Below are 13,011 nucleotides of genomic sequence, written 5' to 3'. Positions count from 1 at the left end.
AATCTGCTTTCTTTGATTATTGGGGATTTTGAATTGTTTATGATACCTCGCTGTGATAAACATGTAGCAGTAATAGGCTGTGGATATTGGGGTAAGAATTTAGTTCGAGAATTTGCTCAATTAGGTGTACTGCGGATAATTTGTGATTCCAGCCAGCAAATTTTAGAAGAGTTAAAAACAAAATTTGATGTTGAGGCAGTTTCTGACTTTGCCAAAGTATTAGCAATGCCAGATGTACAAGCGGTAGTAATAGCTACCCCAGCACCAACTCATGCAAGTTTAGCAGTGCAAGCATTAGCTGCCGGCAAAGATGTGTTTGTTGAAAAACCTTTGGCTTTGACGCTAGAAGATGCACTTTTGATAGATGCTGCTTTTAAAAGCGATCGCATTCTCATGGTTGGACATTTACTAGAGTACCACCCAGCTTTAGTTAAACTTCGCGCTCTTGTCGCTGAAGGAAAAATTGGTAAACTGCGATATATTTATTCCAATCGCTTAAGTTTTGGGAAAGTGAGAACTGAAGAAAATGTGCTTTGGAGCTTCGCTCCTCATGACATATGTTCAATTCTCGGATTTGTGGGCAAATTACCTAGAACTGTACAAGCTGTAGGTAGTGCTACCTTAGGCAAAGTTGAAGATTTTTGTCTTGTGAATCTAGAATTTGAGCAAATCAAAGCTCATATTTTTGTCAGTTGGTTGCATCCTTTTAAAGAACAGCGACTTGTAGTAGTTGGAGATTCTGGTACATTAGTCTTTGATGATGTTTCTGTTGATGCCAAGTTGACTTTTTACGACCAGCAAGCTGAATTGCAAGATGATATTCCCGTACTCAAATTAAATTCTCAAATTGTCATTCCTCTTGAGGCAGTATCACCTCTAACGCAAGAATGCAAACATTTTCTTAGTTGTGTAGAAAGCAGACAGATTCCCCTAACCAACGTTCAAAACGGAATTGATGTTTTGACTGTTTTACAGTCCGCTCAAGAATCGCTAGAATCTTCAGGGAAAGCTGTTTACTTAAAGGAGGTTCAAGTTGTCAACGGATAGTGCCTCAACGGCAAAAAGTTTAGATTATTTTGTACATGAATCAGCTTATGTTGATTTGCCGTGTACGATTGGTGCGGGAAGTCAAATCTGGCATTTTAGCCACATTATGAAAGATGTGGTGATTGGTGAAAAGTGTAAAATAGGACAAAATGTATTTGTTGCTTCTGAGGTAAAAATTGGGCAAAATGTCAAAATTCAAAATAACGTCTCTCTCTATGCGGGTGTAATTTTAGAAGATGATGTTTTTTGCGGTCCTAGTTGTGTTTTTACCAACATTAATACACCGCGTTCTGCTTTTCCTCGCAATACAATCGATGATTATTTAGTAACTTTGGTGAAGCAAGGAGCGACAATTGGTGCAAACGCAACAATTGTTTGCGGTCATACAATTGGACGTTATGCATTTATTGGTGCTGGTTCAACTGTGACAAAAGATATTGCCGATTACGCACTAGTTTATGGAAATCCGGCAAAGCAAGTTGGTTGGATGTGTGAGTGCGGTGCGAAGTTAGATGAATTTGAAAAAACTACTATTTGTAAAGCTTGCGATCGCACCTATGAATATTGCAGTGAAAATCAAATTAAAAGGATGGAATGACGATTGTGAATATTCCCCCATTTGACGCAACTTGTCAATATCAAAGTATAGCAGCCCAGATAGAAAAAAATATCTGTGCAGTCATGGCTAGTGGACGCTACATTATGGGTCCGCAAGTCAAAGAGTTTGAATTAGAGTTTGCTCAATATTTGAGTTGCGATCAAGTAATTTCCTGTAACTCTGGAACAGATGCGCTACATTTAGCTCTGAGAGCTTTGAGGATTGGTGCTGGTGATGAAGTGATAACGACACCTTTCACATTTATTGCCACCACAGAAGCAATTGGTATAGTGGGAGCGACTCCTGTCTTTGTCGATGTTGATTTAAATACCTACAATATCGATACTGAGCTAATTGAATCCAAAATTACAGAGCGCACCAAAGCTATATTACCAGTGCATTTGTACGGTCGCCCTGGCAATATGACGGCAATTATGGAAATTGCCCGCAAGTATAATTTAAAAGTGATTGAAGATTGCGCTCAAGCAACCGGTGCTGTCTGGTCAGGTCAAAAAGTCGGGACAATTGGAGATGTTGGTTGTTTTAGCTTCTTCCCTACCAAAAACTTAGGATGCTTTGGCGATGGTGGTGCGATCGCTACTTCTGATAAAGTAATTGCAGAGCGAGTTGAGTATTTACGCAGGCATGGCGGTAAAGTTAAATATCAGCATGAAGAATTAGGACTCAATAGCCGCTTAGACACAATACAGGCAGCTGTTCTTTTAGTCAAGTTACAGTATTTGGATCGATGGAATTCTGCGAGGGCTGAAATTGCAGATTATTACAGAAATCAACTCGCTAATGTTAAAGGCATTGTCCTACCTACAACTGTGCAGGAAGGAAATTCAGTATGGAATCAATTTACCATCAGGGTTTTAGATAAACAACGCAGTAACGTGCAGAAATTTCTCAAAGAAAAAGGAATAGGTTCAATGGTGTACTATCCTATCCCTCTCCACTTACAACAGGTACACTCTAACTTGAATTATCCCCTTGGTTCACTACCAATTAGTGAACAATTAAGCCATGAAGTTTTATCTTTACCGATGTTTCCAGAATTGACTGCATCAGCACAAAAAGTAGTTGTTGAATCTGTAAGTCAAGCTTTTTTTGCATTAACTTAACAGCGCCATACGTTGATTTTTTATGGTAATTTGTGATGAACGCTGAATCATCTCCTTCTCGTTTGAAATTAATTTCATATTTAACTTTGTTTCTCAGCATTGCCTTTGGTATCGTTGGACAATTGCTGATGAAACATACTATGAGCAATAAAAGTGAAGGATTATTTACCTGGACATTTATTCAGCAATTAGTCTTGGCTTTGAGTGTTTATAGTCTCGGAATAGTCAATTGGATCTTTGCTCTACGAACTGTCAAACTAAGTATTGCTTATCCTCTTAGTAGCTTAAACTACGTCGGCATCCTTTTCGGTTCATACTACTTCTTTGATGAAAAAATTACCCTAATTCGAGTAGTTGGAGTAGTTCTAATTTTTTTGGGAGTTCTTTTGGTAGCGCTTCCAATTAAAAATAGCCAAATCCAGAAAGGAGTTAGTTAAAGTTACAATAACTTACACGAAAGGTATTCATTTATGAATATAATTCCTTGGCTGATTTTATTACTTATAGTCGTGCTGGGTACAGCAGGGCAACTTTCGCTAAAGTATGCATTTCAAAGTTCTAGTTCCGCTAAGGAAACAAGCAATTCAGTTCGAGACTTGTTATTTTCTCCTTATTTTTGGATTTGGTTTATCTCTTATGTAGTTGTTACCGTATTGTGGCTGATTGTATTGCGGACAATTCCTCTGAGTCAGGCATTTCCAGCGCTAGGATTAACATTTGCTCTCGTACCGTTGGCTTCTCATCGTTTTCTGCGTGAAAATGTTGTGTTTAGCCAATGGTTAGGAATCGCTGTGATTGTAGCGGGTGTAATTCTTGTTGTCCAAACATAATTAAATCAGCCCAGACTTACTTTTTTAAATTTAACAAAAAGAAACTTTTATGGCTGAAGCTCCTCACAAAATTTTAGTTACAGGTGTCGCTGGATTCCTTGGTTCTCACTTGCTAGATAAGCTATTGGCATCGGGTCATCAGGTCATCGGGATCGATAACCTCTCAATGGGGAAATTAGAAAATATTGCTGAACATTTGAGCAATAAAGCATTTCAATTTATCCAAAAAGATGTCACGGAAAAAAGCACATTTGAAAATTTAGAAAATGATATCGATTGCATCGTTCACCTTGCCGCTTTCAAAATACCTCGTTACGGCAAAGCAATTGATACTCTCAAAATTAATTACCAAGGTACAGAAAACGTTTTAGAATTAGCACGAAACTTGAATTGTAAATGCGTCCTTGCCTCAACTTCTGACGTATATGGTCGTAATCCCAAACTACCTTTTAACGAAGACGATAACTCAGTTATTGGCTCATCGAAAGTAGCTCGTTGGAGCTATGCTGTATCTAAGTTGTTTGATGAACATTTAGCTTTTGCTTATCAAGATAGCTATGATATTCCAGTTGTAATTCTACGCTTTTTTGGTTCTTATGGACCGCGCCATCACCTGTCTTGGTGGGGGGGACCGCAATCAGTTTTTATTGAACAAATATTAAACGATGGTGAAATTTCCATTCATGGTGACGGATTGCAAACCCGGAGTTTTACTTATGTGAGCGACACTGTAGCAGGTATTTACGCTGCGACGATTAAACCCGAAGCTAATGGGGAAATTTTCAATATTGGTAGCGATCGCGAAATAACCATCCTCGATTTAGCTAAAACCATCAAGGGACTTAGTAACACACCTGGAGAACTTAAAGTGAAATTTGTTCCCTATGAATCTTTTACAGGTAACAAATACGAAGATGTGAGAAGACGTGTACCCGATAGCACCCGTTGCGAACAAATTCTTGGTGTCAAAGCTGAGGTGAAATTAGAAGAAGGGCTGTCTCGCACTATTGCATGGCATCGCAGTCTTAATCTCTACAAATATTAAATCATGAATATTGCTGTTATTGGCGGCGGAATCATGGGGCTAACATTAGCCTACCGACTTTCGCAGCAAGGTCATAAAGTAACCGTCTTTGAAAGCAACAACCAACTTGGCGGACTTGCTACTTACCATGATTACGGTTCCTTCGTTTGGGATCGATTTTATCACGTTATTCTCCCATCTGATACTCAGTTAATAAATTTTCTGAAGGAGATTAATTTAGGGGATAAGCTGCGTTGGCGTCCTACTCTTACAGGATGTTACATAGACCAAAAATTGTATTCAATTAGCAATACTATAGAATTTTTGCGCTTTCCGCCACTAACTATTATCGGCAAGTTTCGGTTAGCTTTAACTTTGCTATATGGTTCCAAAATTAATAATTGGCAACGGTTGGAGAAAATTACTGTTGAAGATTGGCTGTTAAAAATATCCGGCAAAAATACATACGAAAAGCTTTGGCAACCTTTATTGTTAGCCAAACTAGGAGAGAATTATAAGCGTGTCTCAGCAGTCTTTATTTGGTCATATATTAAACGTCTGTTTTCCGCTCGTGATAGCAAGTTACATAAAGAACAACTTGGTTATGTAGCCGGTGGTTACAAAACTGTTTTTGACCAATTAGAAAAATTAATTTGTGCTGCTGGGGGTAATATTTGCACTGGTGTTGCAGTTAAATATGTTAAACCAGATTCAAAAGGTGGACTGTGGGTTGAATATAAGCAGACAAAAGAGCATTTTGACAAAGTAATCTTTACTGGACCTGTAAATATTCTGCAACAAATTGCCGATCGCAGCTTGGTACAAATTGGCGACTCTACAGTAGAATATCTCGGTGTAATCTGTATGTCAGTGATTACCCGCAAGGCTTTGGTTCCTTATTACATAGTTAATCTTGCCGATCAACGTATTCCCTTTACAGGAATTCTGGGTATGAGCAATTTAGTCTCTTTACAGGAGACAGCGGGACTGCATCTTACCTACTTACCAAAATACGTACATTCCGACGATCCTCTCTTAAAACAAACAGACGAAGAATTGCGCTCATTATTTTTTCGGGGATTGCATTTAATGTTCCCACAACTTAAAGCAGATGACATCGTGGCAGCACATATTAATCGTGCCACGAAAATGCAACCACTACAGGTCTTAAACTATTCCCACTTGGTACCAAAGATAGTCACCGAACACGATGATTTTTTCGTTCTCAACACTTCACAGTTTGTCAATGACACTTTAAATAACAATACAGTTGTCGCCCACGTTAACGAATTTAGCCAAAAATTTAGCGATCAGTATAAATGCTCAACTTGATGGAAGAGTTATTAACTACTTTGTATATTAAGATTAATTTAATTAACCTGCCTGCCTGAATTTTTTTTGAATGAGGTAAAATACCTAAACATTGTATGTTTTCATACTAATAAAATTCCATGATTGCAATAAAACGGTTCTCAGTGGCTACCGCAGTTTGTCTTTCTCTGAGCTTGCTAGTTACCAGTGAGGCTTTTGCTTGCACTTACACTAAAATTGCTGACAGTAATGACCCTTTATTTAATAGTTTCGGGTCTTCTCCTACAATAAACAATCAAGACACTGTAGTCTTTTCGGCAAACCTGGTTGAAGGTAAAGCTACTGGTATTTACATCAGTCGCAGTGGGGTCACTACTAACATTGCTAACAATAATAGCCCCTTTAGTTTGTTTGAAAATACCCCTACAATCACCGATGCAGGTACACTGCCCTTCCAAGCTAACTTGAATACCATAGGTAGTGGCATATTTACTGTTGAGAATGAAGTAGTTACCACTATCGCCGAGAGCAGCCAGCCTAGAGGTGTATATCAAGATCCAGTAATAAACAACAATGGTGCTGTAGCTTTTTTGTCTAACGTAGACAACGTTCAGAAAATTTTGCTCTATCAAGTCGGAGTCACAACTCCCATTGCTGACACCAACATTGCTTATCGCCAATTTAATGGATACTCCATCAACGACTTAGGCATTATTAGCTTCTCGGCTAGCTTAAAGACGGGAGGTAGTGGTATATTCACCGTCGATAGTGACGGGGCAACAACCACCATTGTTGATTCCAACACTACTATTGACTCCAGCGATGATAGTTTTAGCTTTTTGTACCCTCCCGTCATGAACAACTCAGGCAGTATTGCTTTTCATGGAGTTCTAAAGGGGCTTGCAGGGGAGGGCATTTATACTGTTAGCGCTGGGAATAGTCCTACTAAAATTGTTGATAATAGGGGTCCATTTGACTTTTTTGAAAATCCCGCAATCAACGACGCAGGTCAAGTTGCTTTCAAGGCTATTTTAGATGATGGTACAGTTGGCATTTTCAAGGGGTCAGACCCAGTTGCTGATAAAGTGATTGCTGTGGGTGATAATCTCTGTGGTTCCAATGTGAAAAACCTTTTCTTCTCGAAAAAGGGGTTGAACAATACTGGCAAATTTGTTTTCTATGCTCAATTCGAGAATGGGACCAGTGGTATATACATTCTTGACCCAAGTGGTGAGGACAACCACTCTTGCTAGCTGTTTAGTTGTAGCCGGAAATTTCACTTTATTGGGATAATAACCCGCAACTTGGGTTATCAAATTCGGGGCGTATCTTCATCATCAATTTAGGCGATCGCGCACTCTCAAGTTGGGGTGGCGCGACACGCCACCCCAACTTCGACTCAATCAAAACTGTAATTACTGAATCGATTTAAAATATAAAAAATTTATCATTCGAGAAACACTTGTTGAAGAGTAAAAGCAAAAATAAATGCTTCGAGTGAATTGTTCGGAGCGAATTAATCTGACTTAAAAATCCGAATATTGTCGCACAATGGTTTATAATGCTAAGTCCGAAATTTCTAAAGTTAAGAAGCATTTGTTGAAGGTTTCTTCACAACTTGATCCCTGGCTAGTTGCCGTACTTGGCTGGTTTACCCTTTTTGCTTGGGCTAGTTGGGGCAAAATGCTCAACCAACCAATCAGAGACTTTGGTCGCGAGGTTGAAATTTCGGCTCGACTTTTGAGAGGGGAATTACTCTATCGAGATCTACAAACCTATTATGGTCCACTTCCTTATTATGCCAATGCACTAGCCCTTTTTCTATTTGGACACCATTTAAAAGTGTTTTACTTAGTAGGTCTGGTCTTAGCTTTGTTAACAACCTTGCTATTTTATCGCCTAGCTAAGCGGCTTACTAGTGGGCATTGGGCAGCTCTTTGCACCCTATGTATGTTGATATACTGTGCTTTAGGTGCAAGTCCATTGAATTTTATCGTGCCTTATAGTTATGGGTCAGTTTATGCAATAGTATTCTGTTTTCTAGCTCTCAATTTCCTCGACTACTATACCAGTAGCAAAGGTAAACAAGTAGGATGGTTAGTGGCAGCTGCGATCGCCTGTGGACTGGCTGGACTTGCCAAGCAGGAGTACGGAGTCGCTGCATTTGGAGGTGTATTAGTCGGTGTCAACCTCTACTCTCCTCAAAATCTCCGCACCAGAGTGTGGCGAAGTATAATCATAATCTTAGTAGCAGGTATCTGTGCGTTTCTCCCACTTACCTTACTTGCGACGCAAGTTTCCTGGGAAACGCTTTATTTATCATTATTTCCATCTCCTAAGTTCAGCATTTTGAGTCAAAGTACTATTTTTCAGAATTCACCAGCCAAAACTTTTTCTGCTTGGTATAGTCCCTTCAAGGCTTTCTTTTTTAGTTCTGCGATCGTTTTGGCATCAGTAATAGCCGCTCACTTGATCTCAAAGCTCACATGGGTCAAGAGTTCTAGATGGTTTATGAGCTTAACCGAAGCATCTGTAAGTGTCGGTTTCTCCCTTTTGGGACTAACCGGGCTAAAATCGTCAGTGCTCAAGTACTATTCTCTCGAGTCTATTTACCAGCCTCTAGCGGATTTGTCTTGGTCACTGCCAGTTTTCGTCGGATGGTTCACCTTCAGGCAGCCCCGATTACCCCAAGATAAAAATGCACCACTTCTGTGGGCATTGCTAGTTTTCTCATTGTTGCTTAATGCCCGTTGGGGATTTCGCATCTTTGCCTATGGACTATATGCCCCATCAGTAATCCTGCTATTTTTCACACTGCTTTACCAGATAGTTCAGCAGAGTGGTAAAGTCATTGGGCGTTACTTGCTGATTTGTCTGCTAATCGCTGGTGGTCTGCAACTACACGAGTTAAGTCAGTACCGCTACGAAGTCAATTCATCTTATGGAACTTTCTATACTAAATATCCTTCCCTTTCACACGCATTCCAAGAAACTATCAGCGCGATCAAAAAGGATGGTGCTTCCTCCGTTCTGGTGTTACCCGAAAGCAGTTTCCTCAATTTTCTGACAGCAACTCACTCCCCCAGTCGAGAATTTATCTTTTTTCCATCAGTTCTTTCAACTGCTGAGGAAGAGCAGGAATTTCTGAAACGTATGCAAGCTAATGCACCTGAACTGATTGTGTATTTGCCCCGTTCTTTCTCGGAGTGGAGCTATAAAAACTATGCAGAATTCAATCCACTGGTTGATCGCTGGATTACTCAACAACATCGGTTAGTGCATACCTTTCCAGTGAATGACTCGATGGATCAGGGAGAGATTCGGCTTTACGCTCGTAATTGAGGAATCAGCGAATTCATCAGTGAGATAGTCGATATTTTTCGGGAGGTATTTTCTAATCCTAAGGCTTATCGAGGCATGAGTAATAGTCAGAATATGCGTAATTATCAGAATGTTTGTCAAAAAAGTATCTCAGCTCCATATTTTTTATTTAAACACTCTTTTTGTAATGTATTGAATTTATTAAGAATAAATTCAATACATTATTGATAATATGCTTTTTGTTGACAGTCATATTTTTTGGCGATCGCCACCTTGACTGTGCTGGAAGTAAACACCAAAACAAATGATTGTCCAGTTAAGTCTAGATTTAGGTAGTTATGGGTAAGTTTTATCGAATGCTAGAAAACACAATTTTTCAGATGATCATCGCGTCATATTTATAACTGGAGTTTAGACTAAATTCGATTTGTAAGGCTACAACCATTGTGTAGTAAGCATTTTCTCATTCCGAATGATAAAATGCCTGTCAATTAGGAAAGCCTGTCTACATAAAGGTTTGGCGCTTTAATAGGCAAAATTAGTCTCAACTCCAATTATAAGTATTTAAAAGCATCACTCATTCTAACCCGAAAAAGTCAGTCATCATCTGACTTTGATACTCCATAAACGGGCTGATTTTTAGTGTAATTACTATTTATCAAACTGATTTTTTCTTCATTTTTCACAAATGTATCCCAGGCAAGAATCATGGCCAACCAAAATATTTTTACAACTCAAGTACCAAGTATTCAAAATGTTAGCGATGGCGTACCCTACGAACTGGGCATGAAATTTCGCAGTGCCAAGGTAGGTAAAATTAGCGCAATTCGCTATTGGAAAGCGGCTAGTGAAACTGGAACCCATGTAGGCAAAATCTGGGCAGCAACGGGTGGCACTCCCCTGGCAAGTGTTACTTTCTCCAATGAGACAGCTTCCGGATGGCAGGAGCAGGCTCTAAGTACCCCACTGAATATTCAAGCTAACACAACTTATTTAGTTAGCGTTAACTGCAATAGCCATTTCCCCATGAGTTCTAATCAACTTGCAAACTCTATTGTCAATGGGGATCTCAGTTCAGTTGCTGACGGCAACAATGGAGTGTTTGGTAATCCGAATTCTTTGCCAAGCAATTCTTTCCGGAATAGCAATTACTATCGTGACATAGTATTCGCCGCCGTTAGCAATATTCCGACAATTACCAAACTAAGTGGTGATAATCAAACTGGTACAGCGGGAAATGCTTTGCCTAACCCCTTGGTCGTGCAAGTTAATGACGGTTCTGGAAATCCCCAATCAGGAGTGACAATAAACTTTGCAGTCACCACTGGTGGTGGTTCAGTTTCCCCGACTAGTGCGGTAACTAATGCCAATGGTCAGGCTAGCACGGTGCTCACATTGGGGGCTGCATCTGGTGCAACAAGTCCTGTGACAAATACTGTAAGTGCAACGGCATCTAGCATAGGCAGCGTCTCCTTTACAGCCACAGCTAATCCTGCTGGGGGAACCAACAATCAAACTATTTTTACAAATCAGACACCAAGCATCCCTGATGTTAGTGATGGTGCTCCCTATGAACTTGGGATGAAATTTCGTAGTGCCAAGGGAGGCCAAATTAGAGCTATTCGCTATTGGAAAGCAGCTAGTGAAACTGGAAACCATGTAGGCAAAATTTGGTCATCAACAGGTCAAAATCTGGCATCTGTTAATTTTTTAAATGAGACAGTCTCAGGTTGGCAGCAGCAGCTTTTAAACACCCCATTGGCAATCGAACCTAACACAACTTACGTAGTCAGCGTTAACTGCAATAGCTATTTCCCCCTCACCTACGATCAACTTACAAACTCTATTGTTAATGGGGATCTCAGTTCAGTAGCTGACGGCAACAACGGCGTTTACGGTACTACCAATACTCTGCCAACAAATTCCTACCGAAATAGCAACTATTTCCGCGATATTGTATTCCTCGTTGGTAGTAGCATCATCAAGGTGAGTGGTGATAATCAAATTGGTACTGTAGGAACTGCTTTATCCAACCCCTTGATTGTACAAGTTAAAGACGGTGCTGGTAATCCACAGTCAGGTGTCACTGTAAACTTTGCAGTCACCAGTGGTGGTGGTTCTGTTTCCCCGACTAGTGCAGTAACCGCTGCCAATGGTCAAGCAAGCACGGTGTTGACCTTGGGAGCGATACCTAGTGGACCAAATGATGCTGCGATTGTGACTGCAACTGCCTCAGGCATAGGCAATACCACCTTCACAGCCAAAGCGGCTCCTGCTAACTCCAATGCTATTTATATAGAAAACCAAAACCCTGGCACGACCAACTGGAAGATTACGAACTACGCTTACAATGAGATTGTAGGCTACACGGCGGCAACGAGCGTCAATAAGGGCGGTAGCCTGGATATCAAAGTTTCCCTAGCAGAGCTAGGAACGTATACCATCGACGTTTACCGTTTAGGTTATTACGGCGGTGCAGGAGGACGGCTAATATTTAGCAGTGGTTCCCTCAACGGTATTACCCAGCCACCCTATACTGTGGACTCTAGCACTCGTCTGGTTGAATGTAACTGGTCAACCTCTTATACCTTACAGATAGGTTCAAACTGGACTAGTGGTCTGTACATTGCCAAACTGACTCACCAGACCGGAGTGCAATTCCCAATTTGGTTTGTCGTCCGCGATGACAGCCGCACTGCTGATATTTTGTTCCAGGCTAGCTTTAACAATTATCTGGCTTATACGAATACTGGCGGTTACAGCGTGTATGGATTTAACAGCGATTCTGGTCAGCGAGCGTTTAAGGTTTCCTACGATCGCCCCTTCTACAATGGCGCTGGAACTAATGAATACAACACTATGACGCGCTGGGAATACAATATGGTGCGGTGGTTGGAATCCCAAAGTTATAACGTCTCCTACGTCACGAATGTGGATGTCCACGCTAATTCGCAGTTGCTCCAGCGTTACAAAGTATTTCTATCGGTCGGACATGACGAGTACTGGTCGCTAGAAGAGCGCAATAATGTCGAGCAAGCTCGCGATGCTGGAGTCAATTTGGGATTTTTCTGCGCTAATACAGCTTACTGGCGAGTGCGGCTTGAGAACTCCAGTACAGGGACAAGCAACCGAATCATGGCGTGCTACAAGTATGATTGGATTGTAGATCCGCTTGCAGCACAGAATTCGGCTAATGCGACCAACAAGTTCCGTGGCGCACAGATTAACAGACCTGAAAATGCATTGCTGGGGGTACTGTACACCGGAGATAAAAGCAGCGTCCTCTACGGTGGGTTCGACTTTATCGTGAGCAACAGTTCAGATCCTTACTACGCCCATACCAACTTAAACAACGGTGACTCACTCGGTCAGTTAGTAGGTTATGAATGGGATGCGGTGGTTAACAATGGCTTTACCCCAAGCGGGTTAGTTATTCTATCGCAGTCGCCAGTCATCTTTGAAACAAGGGCGATCGATGATGAACCGTCCAACCAACAAACCCTTCCTGCGAATACCAATTTCAACATCTCAAACGCAGTCCGCTACACGGCTACTAGTGGTGCTAAAGTCTTTTCAACTGGTTCTATCCAGTTTGCATTTGGATTGGATAGTGATACTGTGCCAACGCCACGCACAGATATTCGTGTCAAGCAAATGGTTGTCAATATTCTGGCAGATATGAATGCCAGACCACAAACGCCAGATGCCGGCATAATTGTACCTTAAAATAAAGACAACGCGGGTGGCAAATAATTG

At 40.9% G+C, this 13,011-nt stretch carries 10 protein-coding genes; all 10 read left to right on the top strand.

The window, feature by feature from the left end:
- Window positions 1–39: 39 nt before the first annotated feature.
- The 10 genes from OGM63_RS14215 to OGM63_RS14170 all read left to right on the top strand — a co-directional run bounded on the left by OGM63_RS14215 (window position 40) and on the right by OGM63_RS14170 (window position 12,981).
- Window positions 40–1,047, top strand: a complete 1,008-nt coding sequence (locus OGM63_RS14215; RefSeq protein WP_263746233.1) for a Gfo/Idh/MocA family protein — start codon at window positions 40–42, stop codon at window positions 1,045–1,047.
- Window positions 1,034–1,645, top strand: coding sequence for an acyltransferase (locus OGM63_RS14210; protein WP_263746232.1), 612 nt, complete (start codon window positions 1,034–1,036; stop codon window positions 1,643–1,645). Before OGM63_RS14215 ends, OGM63_RS14210 begins: the two co-directional genes overlap by 14 nt.
- Window positions 1,642–2,769, top strand: a complete 1,128-nt coding sequence (locus tag OGM63_RS14205) for a DegT/DnrJ/EryC1/StrS family aminotransferase (protein WP_318528459.1) — start codon at window positions 1,642–1,644, stop codon at window positions 2,767–2,769. The genes OGM63_RS14210 and OGM63_RS14205 overlap by 4 nt, the downstream gene beginning before the upstream one ends.
- Window positions 2,770–2,804: 35 nt before the next feature.
- The gene (locus OGM63_RS14200) at window positions 2,805–3,206 is read left to right on the top strand and encodes an EamA family transporter (RefSeq protein ID WP_263746231.1); all 402 of its coding nucleotides are present in this window, start codon (window positions 2,805–2,807) and stop codon (window positions 3,204–3,206) included.
- Between the two features lie 33 nt (window positions 3,207–3,239).
- The gene (locus OGM63_RS14195) at window positions 3,240–3,599 is read left to right on the top strand and encodes an EamA family transporter (RefSeq protein ID WP_263746230.1); all 360 of its coding nucleotides are present in this window, start codon (window positions 3,240–3,242) and stop codon (window positions 3,597–3,599) included.
- A 49-nt stretch (window positions 3,600–3,648) separates the two neighbouring features.
- Window positions 3,649–4,644 (top strand): GDP-mannose 4,6-dehydratase, encoded by a 996-nt coding sequence (locus tag OGM63_RS14190; protein ID WP_263746229.1) that lies wholly within the window; start codon window positions 3,649–3,651, stop codon window positions 4,642–4,644.
- 3 nt (window positions 4,645–4,647) lie between these two features.
- Window positions 4,648–5,955: an NAD(P)/FAD-dependent oxidoreductase gene (locus OGM63_RS14185; protein WP_263746228.1), complete on the top strand. Its 1,308-nt coding sequence runs from the start codon at window positions 4,648–4,650 to the stop codon at window positions 5,953–5,955.
- A gap of 119 nt (window positions 5,956–6,074) precedes the next feature.
- Complete coding sequence (locus OGM63_RS14180) at window positions 6,075–7,187, top strand: DUF7453 family protein (RefSeq protein WP_263746227.1); 1,113 nt, start codon at window positions 6,075–6,077, stop codon at window positions 7,185–7,187.
- A 298-nt stretch (window positions 7,188–7,485) separates the two neighbouring features.
- Entirely contained in the window at window positions 7,486–9,276 is a 1,791-nt protein-coding gene (locus OGM63_RS14175) for an ArnT family glycosyltransferase (RefSeq protein WP_263746226.1), read from the top strand.
- 687 nt (window positions 9,277–9,963) lie between these two features.
- Entirely contained in the window at window positions 9,964–12,981 is a 3,018-nt protein-coding gene (locus OGM63_RS14170; protein WP_263746225.1) for a N,N-dimethylformamidase beta subunit family domain-containing protein, read from the top strand.
- Window positions 12,982–13,011: the final 30 nt, after the last annotated feature.

It is taken from the genome of Plectonema radiosum NIES-515 (assembly GCF_025753815.1).
Classification (GTDB): domain Bacteria; phylum Cyanobacteriota; class Cyanobacteriia; order Cyanobacteriales; family Nostocaceae; genus Hassallia; species Hassallia radiosum_A.
This window is presented reverse-complemented; position numbering and strand designations above follow the sequence as displayed.

Excerpts from the sequence above, each read along its gene's own strand:
- OGM63_RS14185 (WP_263746228.1), top strand. The coding sequence starts at position 4,648 with ATGAATATTGCTGTTATTGGCGGCGGAATCATGGGGCTAACATTAGCC.
- OGM63_RS14175 (WP_263746226.1), top strand. The coding sequence starts at position 7,486 with ATGGTTTATAATGCTAAGTCCGAAATTTCTAAAGTTAAGAAGCATTTG.
- OGM63_RS14205 (WP_318528459.1), top strand. The coding sequence starts at position 1,642 with ATGACGATTGTGAATATTCCCCCATTTGACGCAACTTGTCAATATCAA.
- OGM63_RS14170 (WP_263746225.1), top strand. The coding sequence starts at position 9,964 with ATGGCCAACCAAAATATTTTTACAACTCAAGTACCAAGTATTCAAAAT.
- OGM63_RS14200 (WP_263746231.1), top strand. The coding sequence starts at position 2,805 with ATGAACGCTGAATCATCTCCTTCTCGTTTGAAATTAATTTCATATTTA.
- OGM63_RS14180 (WP_263746227.1), top strand. The coding sequence starts at position 6,075 with ATGATTGCAATAAAACGGTTCTCAGTGGCTACCGCAGTTTGTCTTTCT.
- OGM63_RS14215 (WP_263746233.1), top strand. The coding sequence starts at position 40 with ATGATACCTCGCTGTGATAAACATGTAGCAGTAATAGGCTGTGGATAT.
- OGM63_RS14195 (WP_263746230.1), top strand. The coding sequence starts at position 3,240 with ATGAATATAATTCCTTGGCTGATTTTATTACTTATAGTCGTGCTGGGT.
- OGM63_RS14190 (WP_263746229.1), top strand. The coding sequence starts at position 3,649 with ATGGCTGAAGCTCCTCACAAAATTTTAGTTACAGGTGTCGCTGGATTC.